12 protein-coding genes are annotated in these 19,529 nt (G+C 41.4%); 2 read left to right on the forward strand and 10 right to left on the reverse strand.

Features of this window, described 5'->3' with window-relative positions; translation table 11 throughout:
- Positions 1-264 precede the first annotated feature (264 nt).
- Positions 265-816, forward strand: coding sequence for a Crp/Fnr family transcriptional regulator (locus AC2TDL_RS08255; RefSeq protein ID WP_484701104.1), 552 nt, complete (start codon positions 265-267; stop codon positions 814-816).
- On the opposite strand, the gene hmpA is transcribed toward AC2TDL_RS08255, so the two are convergent.
- The 5 genes from hmpA to AC2TDL_RS08280 form a co-directional block, all read right to left on the reverse strand.
- Positions 753-1,997 carry an NO-inducible flavohemoprotein gene (hmpA, locus tag AC2TDL_RS08260; protein WP_484700164.1) on the reverse strand — a complete coding sequence of 415 codons (1,245 nt, stop codon included), beginning with the start codon at positions 1,995-1,997 and terminating at the stop codon, positions 753-755. The genes AC2TDL_RS08255 and hmpA overlap by 64 nt on opposite strands.
- Positions 1,998-2,229: 232 nt before the next feature.
- Entirely contained in the window at positions 2,230-4,242 is a 2,013-nt protein-coding gene (gene ligA / locus AC2TDL_RS08265; RefSeq protein ID WP_484700166.1) for an NAD-dependent DNA ligase LigA, read from the reverse strand.
- A gap of 55 nt (positions 4,243-4,297) precedes the next feature.
- Complete coding sequence (pcrA, locus tag AC2TDL_RS08270; protein WP_484700168.1) at positions 4,298-6,700, reverse strand: DNA helicase PcrA; 2,403 nt, start codon at positions 6,698-6,700, stop codon at positions 4,298-4,300.
- Between the two features lie 26 nt (positions 6,701-6,726).
- Complete coding sequence (gene pcrB / locus AC2TDL_RS08275; RefSeq protein WP_484700170.1) at positions 6,727-7,431, reverse strand: heptaprenylglyceryl phosphate synthase; 705 nt, start codon at positions 7,429-7,431, stop codon at positions 6,727-6,729.
- Positions 7,432-7,630: 199 nt separating this feature from the next.
- The gene (locus tag AC2TDL_RS08280) at positions 7,631-10,144 is read right to left on the reverse strand and encodes a U32 family peptidase (RefSeq protein WP_484700172.1); all 2,514 of its coding nucleotides are present in this window, start codon (positions 10,142-10,144) and stop codon (positions 7,631-7,633) included.
- Between the two features lie 284 nt (positions 10,145-10,428).
- Between AC2TDL_RS08280 and AC2TDL_RS08285 the strand changes: the two genes are divergently transcribed.
- Entirely contained in the window at positions 10,429-11,397 is a 969-nt protein-coding gene (locus tag AC2TDL_RS08285; protein ID WP_484700175.1) for a sugar phosphate isomerase/epimerase family protein, read from the forward strand.
- Between the two features lie 90 nt (positions 11,398-11,487).
- Here AC2TDL_RS08285 and AC2TDL_RS08290 read toward each other — a convergent pair whose 3' ends face one another.
- From AC2TDL_RS08290 to AC2TDL_RS08310, 5 genes are all read right to left on the reverse strand, one after another.
- Complete coding sequence (locus AC2TDL_RS08290) at positions 11,488-11,697, reverse strand: hypothetical protein (RefSeq protein ID WP_484700177.1); 210 nt, start codon at positions 11,695-11,697, stop codon at positions 11,488-11,490.
- Between the two features lie 220 nt (positions 11,698-11,917).
- Positions 11,918-14,782, reverse strand: coding sequence for an excinuclease ABC subunit UvrA (gene uvrA, locus AC2TDL_RS08295; RefSeq protein ID WP_484700179.1), 2,865 nt, complete (start codon positions 14,780-14,782; stop codon positions 11,918-11,920).
- A 12-nt stretch (positions 14,783-14,794) separates the two neighbouring features.
- The gene (gene uvrB, locus AC2TDL_RS08300) at positions 14,795-16,768 is read right to left on the reverse strand and encodes an excinuclease ABC subunit UvrB (RefSeq protein WP_484700182.1); all 1,974 of its coding nucleotides are present in this window, start codon (positions 16,766-16,768) and stop codon (positions 14,795-14,797) included.
- Between the two features lie 133 nt (positions 16,769-16,901).
- Entirely contained in the window at positions 16,902-18,080 is a 1,179-nt protein-coding gene (locus tag AC2TDL_RS08305) for a response regulator (protein WP_484700185.1), read from the reverse strand.
- Between the two features lie 42 nt (positions 18,081-18,122).
- Complete coding sequence (locus AC2TDL_RS08310) at positions 18,123-19,433, reverse strand: PDZ domain-containing protein (protein ID WP_484700187.1); 1,311 nt, start codon at positions 19,431-19,433, stop codon at positions 18,123-18,125.
- Positions 19,434-19,529: the final 96 nt, after the last annotated feature.

Raw genomic sequence — 19,529 nt, forward strand, 5'->3', positions numbered from 1 at the left:
CAGCTCATTAGAATCCTTAATAACGAATAGTAATTGCTTTCTGACGTTGCCACATTGCTTATTTGCTTATAATATGCGTAATATTATAGTGCATAATATTTCCGCAGTTATTGTTCAATAATTAGGTTATACCATCGTCACTCATAACAATAAGCTCGCTTCCTCCCGCACGATTATGAATTGGTCTTATTTACATTACAGCTTAGCTTTTATATTAAGCGAGTGAAAAACATTAAAGATGCAAAAGAAACTGGAGTGAGCAATATGATTCTTCATAAAGGTGAAGTTCTTTTTAGACAGGGCGAGTCTGGTCCTCTGTATCATCTAAAGAGCGGACTATTAAAAATATCTCGCTTGCATGAAGACGGTACACAAATACTCGTTAATATTATTACCCCTGATGAAATAATTCCTCATCATTCACTTATCGCACCAAATCAATATCACGGCACTGCTATCGCTTTAGTGACCTGTGAGATCGAACAAATCAACAGCGAAAGCTGGTATCGATCCATTGCGCAGGATGCCAAGCTATGTCAAGAGGTTGCCCTTAGACTACAAGATAAGCTTCGCATGATGCAGCAACGAATCGATCAGCTAACAGAAGTAACTCCGATGAATCGTTTAATTAAATTGCAAAAGTGGTTTCAGCAATATATTGGGACGACAAATCTGAGTGATATATTAACTCAAGAGGAAATCGGTCAATTTATTGGCTTGCGTCGTGAAACAGTAAATCGGCTATTGCGCAATCAAGCCTTCTCTTCATCGGATAATGGAACATCTAAGATGCCTGCTGGACCAAAGAATTCATAATGAATATCTTCTTGCGATACACCTATTGCTTTTAAAGCCGCATTCAACTGTTTCATAAATGGTACTGGTCCGCAGAAATAATAACTTGCATTCTTATTATTTATTATTTTCTCAAGCCAATCTACAGTAATGAAGCCTTCTTTATCAAAGTTTTGCTCAAGACGATCGGCTTCAGTTGGTTGGCTGTAGCACCAATGTACTTTTACTTGCGGATACTGTTTAGCAAGATCTATTACATCTTGCTTCATAGCATGAACTCTGCTGTTACGAGCTGCATGAATGAAGGTTACCTCCCGCTTCGGCTCTAACTCGATAACCGTTTTAAGCATGCTTATCATTGGCGTTAATCCTACACCGCCGCTAATAAGCACCACTGGTCGCTCGTCCTCTAATTCAAGAGTAAAGTCCCCTGCAGGTGCAGTCAGTTCCAGCACATCACCTTCTTGTACTGAATCGTGCAAATAGTTAGAAACTTTGCCATCTGGTTGCTTCTCATTACCTGTTTCACGCTTTACACTAATTCGATAATGGCTTTGACCTGGTTTATCGGATAAGCTGTATTGACGCATATGCGTATATGGATCTCCAGGAATATTGATTTTCACAGTAATATATTGACCTGGTGAAAATGATGAAATCTCATCTCCATCTTGCGGAACAAGATAAAAAGAAGTAATTACGTCACTTTCCTTAACCTTCTTCTTAACAATAAATGGTCTAAAACCTCGCCATCCACCTGGCATACTTTCTGCTTCTTTGTACATTTGTGCTTCTACATCAATAAACACTTGGGCAATAACCCCGTATGCCTCAGCCCATGCTTGAATTATTTCATCAGTTGCTGCATCACCAAGCACATCCTTTATCGCAGCTAATAAGTTTTGTCCGACAATCGGGTACTGCTCTGCTGTAATCCCTAAGCTGCGATGCTTATGTGCAATCTGCTTTACAACTGGAAGAATATTTTCTAGTTTATCGATATTGGCAGCAGCTGCATAAACAGCATTAGCAAGCGCTGTTGGTTGTCTGCCTTTTTTCTGATTAGTATGATTAAATACATTCAATAGCTCAGGATGATTAGCAAAAAGCATCTTATAAAAACGCTTTGTAATTTCTACTCCATGTACCTCCAACACTGGAACTGTAGATTTTATAATAGAGATAGTTTGCTCGCTTAGCATGCTTGAACGCTCCCTTTCAACATAATTTCAATTCCTGTTCCCAGTATAGTCATGTGCATGAATGCGTTTAGTGATCCCGATCACATTGAAATCAACTATAATGTGACGACAGCCTTTAAACATAAAAAAAGGCTAATCCGCCGTTTTAGCACATACGAATTAGCCTTTATCATTACATTTTCAGTTATTATCTTTGTTCCATTGCCAATTGCTCTTAGCACTCTTAACTACATTAGCCTAGCATTTGCATCACAGTTTCCTCGTTATCAATAATCGTTATGCCTAACTCCTGAGCCTTTGTCAGCTTACTGCCTGCTTTCTCACCGGCAATAACAATATCCGTTTTCTTAGATACGCTGCCTGTTACCTTCGCACCACGAGCCTCTAACAGTTTGGTCAACTCATCTCTGCTAAGCGTAGGTAACGTGCCAGTAATAACAACGGTTTTACCGTAGAACGGATTATCTGCAGAAACTGCCTGTTGCTCCTGCTCCTCTAGCGGTGGTGGTGCAACACCTGCAGCTAGCATAGCAGAGATACTCGCCTTCATGTTCACATCATTAAAGAAATTAACGATACTTTCCGCTACAATCGCTCCGACATCCTGCAAGCCGATCAGCTCATCAACAGTCGCTGACATAACTGCTTCCAAGCTGCGGAAGTGTTCCGCTAAAGTTTTTGCTGTCGATTTTCCTGTATTCGGAATACCAAGCGCATACAGGAATGAAGCTAGTTCTCTTTTTTTTGATGCTTCGATTGCCTCAAGCAGTTTTTTTGCTTTCTTCTCACCAAAACGCTCTAGCTTAATCAGATCCTCATAGCGCAAACGATACAAATCAGCAGGATCTCTTACCCCGCATTCATGAAAGAGCTGCTCTGCCGTCATTATACTAAAGGACTCGATATCCATTGCATCCCGAGAAGCAAAGTGAGTAATACGTCCAATCATTTGCGGTTCACAGCCAAGCTTGTTGTTGCAAAATAAATGCGCACCGCGCTGTTCGAGCTTGGAGCCACAAGCAGGGCATTCATTCGGGAAAATAATCTCTTCTCCTTGCTGATCGTCTACTTTGCCAAGAATCTCAGGAATGACATCGTTTGAACGTCGAATCGAGACAAGTGTCCCTAATGCATATTTTAAATTTTTACGTTCAATGTCGCCCATATTGTTCAAGGTACAGTTCTGTACAGTAACACCACCTAATTCGACAGGCTCCACTTTTGCTACAGGAGTAATTTTGCCAGTGCGACCTACTTCCCATGATACAGATAGCAAAGTCGTCTCTGCTTCCTCAGCCTCAAATTTAAAGGCAACCGCCCAGCGTGGAAATTTATCCGTGTAACCAAGCGCCTCACGAGTACGCATGTCCTGAACTTTAATAACTGCACCATCAATTAAATAATCTAGCTCATTTCGTTTTTCAGCTAGCCGCTCTAACTCTTGTTCTAATTGTTGAAGGCTATCTACGTAGATGACATAAGGATTGACCTTAAAGCGATTCTTTTGTAAAAACTGCTGCAGTTCACGGTGATCTTTAAATTCAATTCCTTCTGCGTAACCTACATTATAAATAAAGGCATCAAGCTTACGGCTCGCTGTCACTGCAGGATTCAAGTTGCGTAACGCGCCTGCAGCTGCATTTCGAGCATTTTTAAGCGGCTCCTCCGCTGTTTCATTGTAACGCGCCAAATTGGAAAGTGTCATAATTCCTTCCCCCTGTACCTCAATGACGCCTTCCTTATATTCGATCTCGAGAGGAATTGATTTAATCGTCTTAACCTGCGGTAAAATCGCCTCACCAATGACACCATTACCACGAGTCGCAGCTTGAACAAGCTTTCCATTCTCATACGTAAGATTTAGGGTTAAGCCATCAAATTTATATTCCATAACATAGGAAGGCTTTGGCAGAGGGTTCTCAGGATGCTTCGCATTATAATCTTGAATCGCGCGGTTTAACCGTGCCTCCCAAGCGTACAATTGCTCTAAGTTTTGTGCTTTATCTAAGCTCCAAAGCCGCGCAAGATGCTTATGCTGAGCAAAACCCGATAATATTTCTCCCCCAACCCGCTGTGTTGGAGAATTAGGCAATACAATCCCTAATGCTGCTTCTAGCGCAACCAGTTCATCGTAAAGTTTGTCATATTCAGCGTCAGAAATTGAAGGATCATCCAAGGTGTAGTACCGATAGTTGTGCTCATTTAATTGTTCAACAAGCTGCTTCATCCGTTGCTCTTGATCCATAGACATCATCATCCCTCCGTAGTCTATATAGTGTGATAGACTCCTTAAATGCTAATTATACCTTTTTAATTGGCGCAAATTTCGCTAGCAGCTTTTTAATACCGATCGGCGCAGGAAAGGCGATTTGCAGTTCCTCATCATTATCTCTACCTTTTACGGAGATAACTGTGCCTTCACCCCATTTACTATGAACCACTTTATCTCCTGCTGCATAGGTTACGTTGCCACTACCTTGTTCTTCTCCACTAGACTTAGCAGCCTGTCTTGCGATGTCCAGCCCTGATGTTACCTTGACACTAGAGCGTCCTGATGCAGTAGATGACGATGCACTATAGCTAGCGCCGCCTACCATTCTGCTTGAATATCCAGTATTGCTGCTTGGCGAGCTGCTGCGATAACCAAAGCCTGAACTACCACTGCTATTTCGCGCTCCATAGCCGAACCCTCCGCCTTGCGTACGTGCTGCAAAACCTGAGCCTCCTGATAAGCCTTTTCCTTCAGGAAGATTGCTAACAATAAGCTCCTGTGGGATTTCTCTTAAAAATCGAGAAGGCATATTCATTGCAGTTCGTCCAAATAACGTTCTCATTCGTGCAGATGTTAAATAAAGCTGCTGCTCAGCGCGTGTTATTCCTACGTAAGCAAGCCTTCTTTCTTCCTCTAGCTCCTCATCATCCGTCAGTGCACGTGAATGCGGGAAGATGCTTTCCTCCATACCAATGATAAAGACGATCGGGAACTCCAGCCCCTTTGCACTATGCATTGTCATCAAGATCACAGCATCCTGCTCATCACCCTCGTCGTCCTTGTCGTTCATCGTATCAATGTCTGCAATTAATGCAAGATCTGTTAAGAAAGCAATCAATGTACGATCTTCATTACGCTCCTCAAAGTCTTGGGTAACGGACAGAAACTCTTCAATGTTTTCGATACGAGATTGAGACTCCAGCGTTTGCTCGCGTTGCAGTTCAAGCTTATACTGAGACAACTCTAGCACCTTTTCAGTTAACTCTGTAACCGTAAGCTCATCCGCTTGACGATGCAGCGTATCGATCATTCGATAAAATTCTATTAATTGCTCTTTTGTTTTGCCCTTTACATCGACTTCATCTAGGTTAGCCAGCACACGGAAGATCGATACTCCGCGCTCTGTCGCTGCTGTTGCCAGCTTAGCAAGCGTCGTATCTCCAATACCTCGCTTTGGCACGTTAATAATACGTTGCAAGCTAATATCATCATCAGGATTCGAAATAAGTCGTAAATATGCTAGCAAATCCTTAATCTCTTTCCGATCATAGAACTTAATGCCGCCGACAATTTGATACGGAATTCCTGACATAATAAGAATTTCCTCGATTACACGAGACTGGGCATTCGTTCGATAAAGGATCGCATGATCCCGATATTTTCGTTTGTTTGCCACGTTTTTTTGAATGACTCCGGTAACAAAGTAACCTTCATCACGTTCGCTTTCTCCAATATAAACGGTAATTTTCTCGCCTTCGCCGCGATCTGTCCATAGCTTTTTCGATTTACGACCAGTGTTATTAGCGATAACTGCATTAGCAGCGTTTAGAATCGTAGCTGTAGAACGATAGTTTTGCTCCAGCAAAATCGTTTTAGCTTCACGATAGTCGTCCTCAAAGTTTAGAATATTGCTTATATCAGCGCCGCGCCAACGATAGATAGATTGATCACTATCACCAACGACACAAATATTATGATGAGCATCGGCTAGCATACGTACTAGCATATACTGCGCACGGTTTGTATCTTGATACTCATCGACATGAATATAACGAAATTTATTTTGATAGAACTGTAAAGCTTCGGGAACTTCTTTAAACAGTTCAATTGTTTTCATAATTAGATCATCAAAATCAAGTGAGTTATTACTTTTTAAGCGTTTTTGATACATTTTGTAAATTTTCGCGACTATTCCTTGAAAATAATCGCCGACTTTATCTTCATATCGCTCAGGCGAAATTAGCTCGTTTTTCGCAGCACTTATTGCAGCTTGTACCGCTTTGGGCTCAATCTTTTTAATATCAATATTTTCTTCTTTCATACAGCCGCGAATAACTGACAATTGATCTGCCGAATCAAGAATCGAAAAATTCGAATGATAACCAATCCGATCAATATCCTTGCGCAGAATGCGTACGCACATGGAGTGAAAGGTAGATACCCAAATATCTCGACCTGATGGACCGACCAAGGCACTTACCCGCTCCTGCATCTCTCGTGCTGCTTTATTCGTGAACGTAATCGCTAAAATACTCCACGGAGCAACACGCTTTTTTTCGATAAGATAAGCAATTCGATGAGTTAATACTCGTGTTTTACCGCTTCCTGCACCTGCCATAATAAGCAAAGGACCTTCGGTTGTCTGAACTGCTTCACGTTGCGGTGGATTAAGCCGTTGCAGCGCCTCATCGATTGAAAATGATTGAAACATTTTTTCTCACCTCTTGTTTCTAGTTGTTATCTATTTTTAGCGGATTTAACTGCTGATACTGTAGCAAGCGCCGCTTCAAGATTTTCATAGATAACATTGCCGACGACAACTGTACTTGCATATTTCGCAGCTTCTGCAGCTTTATCACTACAATCGATTCCTCCGCCATAAAACAATTGCGCTCCTTGAAGCTCTGCAGCGACGCGTGCTAGCAGCTTCATATCCCCAAACATGCCGCTATATTCTATATATAATACAGGAATGTGAAGCAGGCGATCAGCAAGCCATACATAAGGAAGAACATCTTGCGTTGTCAAATTCGTTTCTGCCTCAGAAATTTTTGCTGCTGTACTATGTTCATTCAGCACGATATAGCCAGATGCAGCTGTTTCTTCCCATGGAACAAAAGAACCGTACTGTTGCAGTCCTTCAAGCTGCTTTAACATTAACCAATCTGCATTTTTTGTATTTAGTACAAACGGTACAAAGTAGCCATCAAATCCTGGCACTGCTCCATCCATGGTCGATACCTCTAGCGCACAATCAACACTAAAGCGACGTACACGTGCTAATAAATCAACAGTATTATCAAATGTGACTCCGCTTGAGCCGCCAAGCAAAACCGCATCAGTTCCTGACATACAGATTGCCTCTAGCGTGTCATCATCAATTTCTTTATCAGGATCTAGTTTAAATACATGCTGCCAATGTGCATACCAATGATTATTCACAATCTGCCTCCCCTTCTGCAGCACTAAAAATTAGCTTTGAATTCATTTTCATCCTATAGCAAGCTATCTAGTCAAAGAAAAGGTCAAGCCATACTTACCGACTTGACCCTCCCCTCACAGCTGCAGACTCTATTTCATCCTTGCTACTATGCTTTTTAATGTCTTATTTCCTCATATGCCTTAAGCTGTTTTTGACGGCTTACTTAATTAGCTGACCTCTTGTAACGCCAAGCTGATTGGTTGCCTTTAAGCTACGCCAAACTTGCGTTCCGCTAATTTGACCGTCTAACGCTTGACGATATAATGCAAGTACCTCTTGCACCTTTTCAGCACTTTCCTCTAAAAACTCAATACGATATTGAAAAACACCTAACCCAATAAAGTTATTAATATATTCGGCACCAGACTGCTCAATAGCATTATACACTGTATTCCGACAGCCTTCATCCACTCGAACAGGATGGCTCATGCCAATTCGATCACGCAATGACGCACGATGACTTTCACACGGTCTACCGCAGTTTGTATAGTTCGTACCTTCACTTAAAAACGTACAATATACACAGTGCTCTGTGTGGAACATCGGCAAATGCTGATGAATAACAACTTCAATTCGACTTGTATTGGCACGTTCAAGTAAATCAACCATTTGTTGAATGTTTAAGTCATAGGACGGTGTTACCGTATCTAAACCACTTTCCAGAAATAAATTAACTGCCTTATGATTAGCGATATTTAAGGAAAAATCACCAATTAAGCGCGGAAAATGCATATCTGGATTCTGCATTTTAGCACGCATATAGTAATAAAGCGCCCCTGTATTACGTACAAGCACTGCATCAGGCTGCAGTTTTAGAATGTTCGCATGATAGCCATTTTCATTTGGCATATGAATTCGCGGTGTTGCTAAAGCGATTGGCACGCCTGCTGATCGAGCAAGCTCAATCGCGGCAGGGAATTGCTTAATAAATTCAAAATCAGCATAAATATAATCGGCATTCGCTGCAATCGCACCTTCCACCTGCTCAAGCGTACGACATAGTACAGATATTTTGGCATCCTTACCGCTATGCTGCCCTTTTAAATTACTGTTATCGAATGCATCATCCATTGCATCAACGTCATTTTTAATATAACGCGGCGGCTTAGGTCTCTCTCCAGCTAATTGCTCAACGGCTTCACGACGCAAGCGATTAAGCTCACGAATTGGCAAAATAACATCGCCCTGCAAAGCAACCTCAAGCTTATCTAGCTGATAGATTGTGCCACCAAGTCTGCCTAATTGCTCTGACAGCAATTCGGCATCCATTGGACGCTTACGTGCTTCCTCTAACAGAAGCTCAGATTCTACCGTAACACTGATTCCTTTCTCCACATCAGTCCATACGGTGCGAAGCGGCTCACCTGCCACCCCAAAAACTTGCACATGTAATGGAAATACGCGATAAGGCTTGTCTGTTTCAAACGTAGCACGCAATGCACGATCAAGCGCAGGGTCATTGGTTTTCCAAATTCGATCGCCAACATGTACTTTTCGTAAATCTACATCGTTACGTCCAGGAACTAGCTCGACAACAATCCCTTCTTGCGCTTCCCCATCTAGCTTAACACCGTGTCTGCGCAAATCATAAACGCGGCCACCTTCTTCTTTTTTTGTAGGGTCGCCAGCATCGAACACGATTCCATCACCGCGTTTTAATGGAGCCTCCAATCTTACAGTTACCGCATCACGCATAATGCGCTCTACTTTCCCCAAATAAACGCCACGACTCTTTGGAAAAGTTCCATCTACGAGTTGCTTATTGTTTGTCCCCTTCAAAAATCCATGCGTAAAGCCACGTGAGAAGCTTTGTTGCAATTCACGTATTTCTTCCTTTGACGGTTTGGAAGTATCGCCATCAAAATATTTATCAATCGCTCGACGATATTTGCTAACTACATTCGCTACATATTCTGGTGATTTAAGACGGCCTTCAATCTTAAAGGAAGTCACTCCTGCTTCAATTAACTCAGGAACTAACTCGATTGCCGCAAGATCTTTAGGAGATAATAGGTATGCTACATCACCCATCGGTTTTTGCTGACCATCAACAATCAAATCATATGGCAAACGGCAAGCCTGTGCACATTCACCACGGTTTGCAGATCTGCCGCCCCACATTTCCGAAGTTAAACATTGTCCCGAATACGATACACATAACGCTCCATGGACAAATACCTCCATCGGTAGCTTCGCCTGCTCGCCAATCACTTTGATTTGTTTTAAATTGTTTTCGCGACCAAGCACAACGCGTTCCATATTAAACGGCTTCGTAAATTCCACTGCTTCAGGAGAAGTAATTGTCATTTGCGTAGAGCCATGGATTGGGAAATCAGGAGATATCTCACGAATCAACTTCACTAAGCCCATATCCTGCACAATAACAGCATCTACTCCAGCATCGATACACATTTCAATCAATTCCTGTGCATCGCGCAGCTCATCCTCAAACACTAATATATTGAATGTTAAGAAGCCCTTCACTCCATACGTATGGAGAAATGCCATTATCTCTGGCAGCTCGTCGCTTCTAAAATTGTTTGCTCTGGCACGGGCATTAAATTTTTCTACACCAAAAAAAACTGCATCCGCTCCATTAGCAACTGCAGCTCGCATGCATTCCCAATCACCCGCAGGAGCAAGTAGTTCTATATCTGATCTAGTTAAAGTCATACGTCAATTCCTCTCAATCGTTATCCGTTACACATCGGTAGCTAGCCTAATATACTAGGCTACGTTTTTCTTGTTCTTAGTGTAGCAAAGCTGAGCAAGATATGCTAGAACACATTGCTGGTAGATTTTCATTATTACAGTTTTGTCTAATATTTATGTGATTTTGTTATCGCTATTGAAGTTAACGTTCGTAACAGGCATTATAGATGTAACAGGCATTATTATGTAACAGACATAAATATTCAACCTACATTGTAAAAATATCATTATAGGAGGTTTTATTTATGAAATTAGGCGTTTTTGCTGTTCTGTTCTCACAAAAACCATTTGAAGAAGCACTAGATTATATTGCTGCCAAAGGACTTGATGCAGTAGAAATTGGTACAGGCGGTTATCCTGGTGATGCTCACTGCAAACCAGATGAGTTACTAGCTGATGCAGGCAAACTTAAAGCATTTAAACAAGCAGTTGAGTCTCGCGGATTAATTATTAGCGCTCTAAGCTGCCATGCCAATCCGCTTCATCCGCAAAAATCAATTGCACAGCCAGATGATGAAATTATTCGTAAAACAATCGAGCTGGCAAATCGCTTAGAGGTGCCTGTCGTTAACACTTTCTCCGGTTGTCCAGGCGATCATGAAGATGCTAAGTATCCAAACTGGCCTGTCGCTCCATGGCCAAATGACTATCAAGACATTCTTAAATGGCAATGGGAGCAAAAGGTTATTCCTTACTGGTCTGAGATCAACAACATCGCTACAGCAGCAGGTGTAAAAATCGGACTAGAATTACATGGTGGCTTCTCGGTACATAGCCCTGCAACATTGCTTCGCTTGCGTGAAGCAACTGGTAAGGCAATCGGCGCCAACCTAGACCCTAGCCATATGTGGTGGCAAGGTATCGACCCTGTTCAAGCGATTCGTATTCTTGGTCGCGCTGGTGCAATTCATCACTTCCATGCGAAGGATACAACAATTGATCCAGTTAACGTAAATATGCACGGTGTTACAGATATGCAAAGCTATACACAAATGTTAGATCGTGCATGGCAATTCCGCACTGTAGGCTTCGGACATGATCTAAAAACATGGGCAGACATAATTAGTGAGCTTCGTTTAGTTGGCTATGATTATGTTGTAAGTATTGAGCATGAAGACGGCTTAATGTCTGTCGAAGAAGGCTTCACGAAAGCAGTTCAAAACTTGCAGCAAGTGCTAATTCGCGAGCCACTAGGCGAAATGTGGTGGGTATAATCTTTCCCCGCAACAAAATTTGCATAATAGTGTAGGATGTCTCATAAAAAAAGTTCCGCCAATTTTTTGGCGGAACTTTTTTATGTATGCCTAAACAATACCTAACCACGATTCCTTAATCATGACGAAGTCGATAAACAAAAACATTAATAGAGCTATTGCAGTAAAACCAATTGCAAATTTGTTTTTCTTCTTTTGTCTAAGTAGACGAACAAAACCAATTGCAATAATCACTGTAAAAGCTAGCATGAAAAAATCGAACGGGTCGATTCCAGTGCTTGTTGCTTCAGCTAAAAACATGAATAGACCTCCCTTTGTCACACTTATCCTATTATTTATATGGTAGCGATAATCCAGTTATCTTGCAAGCACTATCATTGCTACAATTTCCATCGTCACATAATATTCACATTTTATGAGCGGTCAATACATGCATCAGGTTAATATTAACCGCTCATCCAACGGTTTAGTGTAGAATAGGGTTATTTGTCTTAATTTAGCTTGTCCGTAAAATAGAAGATCAATACGCCTTAACCCCGTGCTTTTCCAGGGTACGCTGGCGATCACGCTCTAATATAGGAGCTAAGTATTTTCCAGTATAGGAGCCATCTACTTTGATTACCTGCTCTGGTGAACCAGATGCGACGACTTTTCCTCCGCCTTTGCCGCCTTCTGGCCCTAAATCAATAATATAGTCAGCCGTTTTTATTACATCTAAACTATGCTCAATGACAAGCACCGAATCACCGGAATCTACTAGTCGATGAAGCACATCAAGCAATCGAGCAATATCATCAGCATGTAACCCCGTTGTCGGCTCATCTAAAATATATAATGTCTTCCCTGTGCTTCTTCGATAAAGCTCTGCAGCAAGTTTCACACGCTGGGCTTCGCCGCCAGACAATGTTGTTGCTGGTTGTCCTAGCTTCATATAGCCCAAACCAACATCAAGCAAAGTTTTTAGTTTGCGATGAATTTTTGGCAAGTTTTCAAAGAACACACAAGCATCCTCAATCGTTAATTCTAATACGTCAGCAATGCTAAGCCCTTTATATTTAACTTCAAGCGTCTCACGATTGTAGCGCTTGCCCTTACAAATTTCACATGGAACGTAGACATCTGGCAAGAAATGCATTTCAATTTTAATAATTCCATCACCGCGACAAGCTTCACAGCGACCGCCTTTAATATTAAAACTGAAACGTCCTTTTTTATAACCACGAACCTTTGCTTCATTAGTCGAGGAATATAAATCACGAATATCATCAAACACGCCTGTATATGTTGCTGGATTAGAACGAGGTGTACGTCCGATTGGCGATTGATCGATATCAATCACTTTATCAATATGCTCTAAACCGCGAATTTCTTTATGCTCACCAGGACGAGTTTTTGCACGATTTAAATCTCTCGCTAACGTTTTATATAATATTTCATTAACAAGCGTTGATTTACCTGAACCTGAAACACCTGTCACAGCAACAAAAACACCTAGCGGAATTTTCACATTAATATTGCGTAAGTTATTTTCTTTTGCACCAACCACTTCCAGCCAACGCTCGTTTGTTGCTCTTCGCTCAAGCGGTACCTCGATAAACTTCCTGCCGCTTAAATATTGCCCTGTTAGCGAAGCATCATTTTGCATTACTTCTTCAGGTGTACCTTGTGCGATTACTTGTCCACCGTGAATCCCAGCTCCAGGACCAATATCAATAATATAATCAGCAGCGAGCATCGTATCTTCGTCATGCTCAACGACTATTAATGTATTTCCTAGATCGCGCATTTTCTTAAGCGCATCAATCAGACGATCGTTATCTCGTTGGTGCAAGCCGATACTAGGCTCATCGAGAATATAAAGCACGCCCATTAAACTTGAACCAATCTGAGTTGCTAAGCGAATCCGTTGTGCCTCACCGCCTGATAATGTACCTGCTGCACGGCTTAATGTTAAGTATTCCAATCCAACGTTCACTAAGAAACCTAGACGATTTAGAATTTCTTTTAGAATTAAGTTGGCAATCATCGCTTCTTTTTCAGTAAGCTTAAGACTTTGGAAATATTGCAATGCTTCGCCAATCGATAATTCTGTCACATAAGCAATATTTTTTTCATTAATCGTTACTGCCAATGTTTCTTTACGCAGACGATGCCCTTTACAGCTAGAACATGGTTTAGCACTCATGAACCCCTCAATATGTTCACGCATCGACTCAGAAGGTGTTTCACGATAGCGACGAGCTAAATTATTAACGATCCCTTCAAATGGAACAAAAGCTTCCTTACGTGCCCCAAAATCATTTTCATAGACAAAACGCACTTTTTGACCATCTGTACCATATAGCAACTTATCCATTTGCTCCTTGCTTAATTCCGATACAGGTACATCGGTTGGTATGCCATAATGATCGGCAACAGCCTTTAAAAACTGCGGGTAGTAATTGGATGTGCTGCCTGCCCACGCTAAAAAAGCACCTTCATCAATCGACTTACTTGTATCTGGTACAAGTAACTCTGGGTCAACAATCATTTTTGCTCCTAAGCCATCACATTCTGGGCAAGCACCATACGGACTATTAAATGAGAACATACGCGGTGCTAGTTCATCGATGCTAAAACCGCATTCTGGACAGGCTAATTTAGAGCTAAACAGTAGCTCCTCCTGTCCAATTACATCGATAATAACTTTACCTTCTCCTAGCTCTAATGCTGTCTCCAAAGAATCAGCAAGTCTTGTTTCAATATCAGGTTTTACAACGATACGGTCAACAACGACCTCGATCGTATGCTTTTTGTTTTTATCTAGCTCAATTTGCTCGCTTAACTCTCTAATCTCACCATCAATTCGCACGCGCACATAGCCTTGCTTTTGCATATCATTCAGCAGCTTAACATGCTCGCCTTTTCGTCCAGAAACGATCGGCGCCAAAATTTGCAGCCGTGTTCGCTCCTCATAGCTCATCAACCGATCGACCATTTGTTCAACAGTTTGTGAACTAATTTCAATGCCATGCGTCGGACAATGTGGTCTGCCGATTCTTGAGTACAGCAAACGCAAATAATCATATATTTCCGTTACTGTACCTACGGTTGAACGCGGATTGCGGCTTGTCGTCTTTTGATCAATTGAAATTGCCGGAGATAAGCCTTCGATTGAATCAACATCAGGCTTATCCATCTGACCAAGAAACTGACGAGCATACGCACTTAACGATTCAACATAGCGCCGTTGTCCTTCAGCATAAATTGTGTCAAAAGCAAGGGATGATTTGCCAGAACCGCTAAGACCTGTTAATACCACAAATTTATCGCGAGGAATCGTCACATCGATATTTTTTAAATTATGTGCTCGCGCACCTTTTATAACAATTTTATCATTTGCCACTGGAGTTCCTCCCTATTCTTCCGCCTTTAGCTCGAGCAATGCATCACGCAGCTCTGCTGCACGTTCAAACTGAAGCTGCTTAGCCGCTTCCTTCATCTCTGCTTCCAGACGCTCGATGAGTTTAGCTCGCTCTTTCTTGCTTAACTTTTTACTTGTATCTACCGTATATTCAGCTTTATCCTCAGCAACCTTGGTTGCTTCAATAACATCATGAACTTGCTTGCGAATCGTTTGTGGCACGATTCCATGCTCTTTATTGAACGCAATTTGAATTTCTCGACGTCGAGCGGTTTCTTTAATCGCTTTATCCATCGATTCTGTAATATGATCGGCATACATAATGACCGTTCCTTCACTGTTACGAGCCGCACGGCCAATCGTTTGAATAAGCGAACGCTCAGAACGCAAGAAGCCTTCCTTATCAGCATCAAGAATTGCTACAAGGCTAACTTCAGGCAAGTCCAATCCTTCTCTTAGCAGATTGATGCCCACTAATATATCAAACACACCAAGTCGTAAATCTCGAATTATTGCCAAGCGCTCAAGCGTTTTTATTTCTGAGTGCAAGTATCGTACCTTTAGGCCAACATCCTTTAAATAATCCGTTAAATCTTCCGCCATCTTTTTCGTTAATGTCGTAACGAGCACACGCTCATCCTTAGCTATGCGCAATTGGATTTCATGCAATAAGTCATCAATTTGCCCCTTCGATGGTTTAACTTTAATAATCGGATCAAGCAGACCTGTTGGACGAATAATTTGTTCAACCATCTTCGGACAATGCTCAAGCTCATATGGTCCCGGAGTCGCTGATACGTAAATAAGCTGCTTTGTTTTCTGCTCGAACTCTTCAAAACGAAGCGGTCTGTTATCAAGTGCACTTGGCAGACGAAAGCCGTGATTCACCAACACTTCTTTACGTGCTCGGTCTCCGTTATACATCGCACGAATTTGCGGCAAAGTAACATGCGACTCGTCAATAACGACTAACATATCCTCAGGGAAATAGTCGAACAGCGTATAAGGTGTTGCTCCGCGTTCACGAAAGGTTAATGGTCCTGAATAGTTTTCAATTCCTGAACAAAAACCCATTTCCGCCATCATTTCTAAATCATAACGGGTGCGTTGCTCTAGTCGCTGTGCTTCCAGTAGCTTGCCTTGACTGCGGAAATACTCCAGCTGCTCCTCAAGCTCCTTTTCAATGTTAACTAATGCACGCTTCATCGTTTCTGCCTGTGTAACAAAGTGGGATGCTGGAAAAATGGCGATATGATCGCGATAACCTAAAATTTCACCAGTCAGCACATCGATCTCGCAAATTCGTTCAATTTCATCACCAAACAGTTCAACTCGCACGGCATGCTCATTGCTGGCAACAGGAAAGATCTCAATCACATCGCCGCGCACGCGAAACGTTCCACGTGTAAAGCTAATATCGTTACGCTGATATTGAATATCAACTAATGCATGTAAGATTTCATTGCGTGACTTTTCCATACCAGTACGCAATGACACTACGAGGCTTCGATATTCTTCAGGCGAACCTAAACCATAAATACAAGAAACACTGGCAACAACAATAACATCTCTCCGTTCAAACAATGCACTTGTCGCTGAATGACGAAGTTTATCTATTTCATCATTAATACTGGAATCTTTCTCGATAAAAGTATCTGTAGATGGAATGTATGCCTCAGGCTGATAATAGTCGTAGTAGCTAACAAAGTATTCTACAGCATTATGCGGGAAAAAAGCTTTGAACTCACTGCAAAGCTGTGCAGCAAGTGTTTTATTATGGGCGATTACTAATGTAGGTCGCTGCACCTGAGCAATTACATTGGCAATCGTATACGTTTTCCCTGTACCTGTTGCCCCCAACAGCGTCTGGTGCCGCTCACCCTTTTGCAAGCCTTGCACAAGAGCTTCAATTGCACGCGGTTGATCTCCTCGCGGAGCATAATCCGAAACAATTTGAAAATTAGCCATCCCTTACCTCCATCTATCCGTCTATCATTCAATCTATTATTTTATTATGGTCAAATTTTTATGCTTTCATCATCGCCAATAACAGAATGTATGTTCTCATATTATAGCTTTAAACAAAAGAAAACCGCAAGAGCTAAGCTTTATGCTGTATACTCTTGCGGCTTGCTAGCCAAGCTTCATACCAATTAACCATATCCTTTGGCAAAGGCAGATCAAGTTCCTCGAGCATTCGTTGCTCTTGTTTATCATAAAATTGCTTTAATTTATCGTATTGGCCTAATTGATCATAGGACTCCATCATATAAATGCCGTAATCAATTTCATAAGGACTAAACTCAATTAACTTATCGCCCAGCTTTTGCAATCTAGTCCAAGCTTTGATCGCATATAAGTGTTCCAGCAAACGCTTTACGTTAGTAATCCATAGCTGACGCAGACGTTCTCGCTCGCTCTCCGCCCATAAATAATCATAATTGCCCATATAATCGCCTTCGTATTGATTGAGCAAGCGTTCCAGCTCATCGTAATAATCAGCTTGCTGTGGCTGCAGCTGAGAAATTTCTTTTTCCCACTGCTCTACATCAATTATGGTGTTCTCGAGGCGCAGGCAATAGCCTTCCTGTATACTGTCGTTATCGATTTTAATTTTTAGATTAGCTTCCTTAACGCATTTCCGAATTTGATAAATTATCGTATAAAGTTGCGTCATCGCCCGCTTCTTATCTAATTCAGGTGTAAACATATTGATAATTGCATATTTCGGCACAAATTCGCCACGATGATGTAGTAAAAACGCAAATAATTCCTGTGCCTTAGCTGTTCTCCATTTTGGATACTCTATCTGACCATCGCCCACTTGAAAACGAATATGATTAAAGCAATAAATCTTTTGTTCAGCTTGTTGTTGAACACTCTCTACATTTGAACGCTTATGATAACTATCTAGCACTCTACCTATCGATTTATATAAACGGGCAGCAACAACAGGTTTAAGAATATAGTCCATTGCATTTAATTCAAACGCCTTAACAGCAAAATCATCATATGCTGTTACAAAAATAATTTCTACATTTGGTAGTAATTGCTGAAACCGTTCTGCAGCCTCTAACCCAGTAATTTCTGGCATTTGAATATCAAGAAAGATTAAATCAGGAGGATTTTTTTTCGCAAATTCTAACGCTTCTCTTACCACCTGAAAGCTATTTATTTCTTGAATAATATGTTGTGCTCCATGTTCAATAAAGGCGTTATTGAGCATACGCTCCAATTGCAATAAAGCTAGATTTTCATCATCTACTAGCATGATCTTCATCGGAGTCACCATCCACTTCTAAGCATTGCACTAACATACAATTTATAACGCTATTTCTATACTATTTGTTTCTCTAGAATTTTTACGATTCAGCTTACTTTTCCCAAATAAGCTTAGTAATGATGGTTCGCGATAACTAGCTAAATGCTTGGAATTGTTATCTGGTGCCATAATGATTCCTAGCTGATGATGCTCGTCAGCATATCTTGTGCGCTGTGCAAACTTAATTTCCCCTTTATCATTAAGCAGCTTCAAGCGACAAAAGGCTGGATTAATGGACATCGCTTCATACAATTCGGCCAATGAATTAACTGCTCGTCCATTTGCTTCAAGCACCGTATCTCCTATTTGAATATCCATATGAACAGCCGGTGAGTCCTCAATCAGCGCAAGTACGCGCAAACCCTGATTAAGCGGCGCATAACATGGCGGAAGCTTGCTTTCATTGTATAAATTTAACCAATGAAGCAATTCAAATGAGATTAGCATTCCAATTGCTGCCACCCACAACAACGGTTCAACCCACCAAGAGGTTACAGAAATCACTAACAAAATAAAAGCATACAAACTCCATTGCTTAGCTGTTCTTTTAACCAGTTGCTTAGGGCTAGTCGATTGCGTCATCCCCGTAACACTAAGCATTATTGGACAAGCAAGCAGAAGCCATGCTTCATTCCCTGCTACGAAGAAATATGGCATTACTTGATCATTGACAAACCGTACTGCACCAGTCGTTTCCGTTGCAACTGGCATAAACAATAACAGCGGAACCGCCCAATATCCTTGCAGGCGATAGCCGCCGATAATTTTCCCGCGCTTGCTGGACATATATAGCGGACTAACCATATGATTACCTTGCCAAGCAATTAATACCGATTGTACTAATAAAAGCATTGCTGCCACAACGAGTACGGAAATTGGCCGAATCTCTAATAACGATTCATATACGGTTGACCAAGGCTGTAGAAGTTCTATAGGTCCGATTAACGACGTAATTAAGTGCAACAAGCAAACAATTGAAGCACTATAAGCAATATTAATTAATCTGAGACTAAAGAGCGATAACAATAGGGACACTCCCCATAGCCACCACACCGTCTCAACTGTTAATGTAAAACCTAGTAACGCACATAGCAATGACACAACGACTGCAATGACCAGTCCTCCAATGATAGAATAGAATACCGGTTTCGTCCACGGTCTAAGCTTAGTAGAAAACATTGAACGCTCCATACGAATGATGAATGCGTAGATTAGACAAATTAAAATTAATGAACAATAGAAGAAAGGCTGTGTAAGTAAAGATAGTATTGCTTTCCCTAGCAGGATGAGCCAAAGCTCAACATTCCCCACTGCATTCACCCCTTCATTCCTAAGAACATCATTTCCTAATAATTTCAGTAAAATTTACAATAAAATAAAAAAGGCGGGTTTCTCAGTAACTAAGAA

Source organism: Paenibacillus sp. plas6, assembly GCF_057221655.1.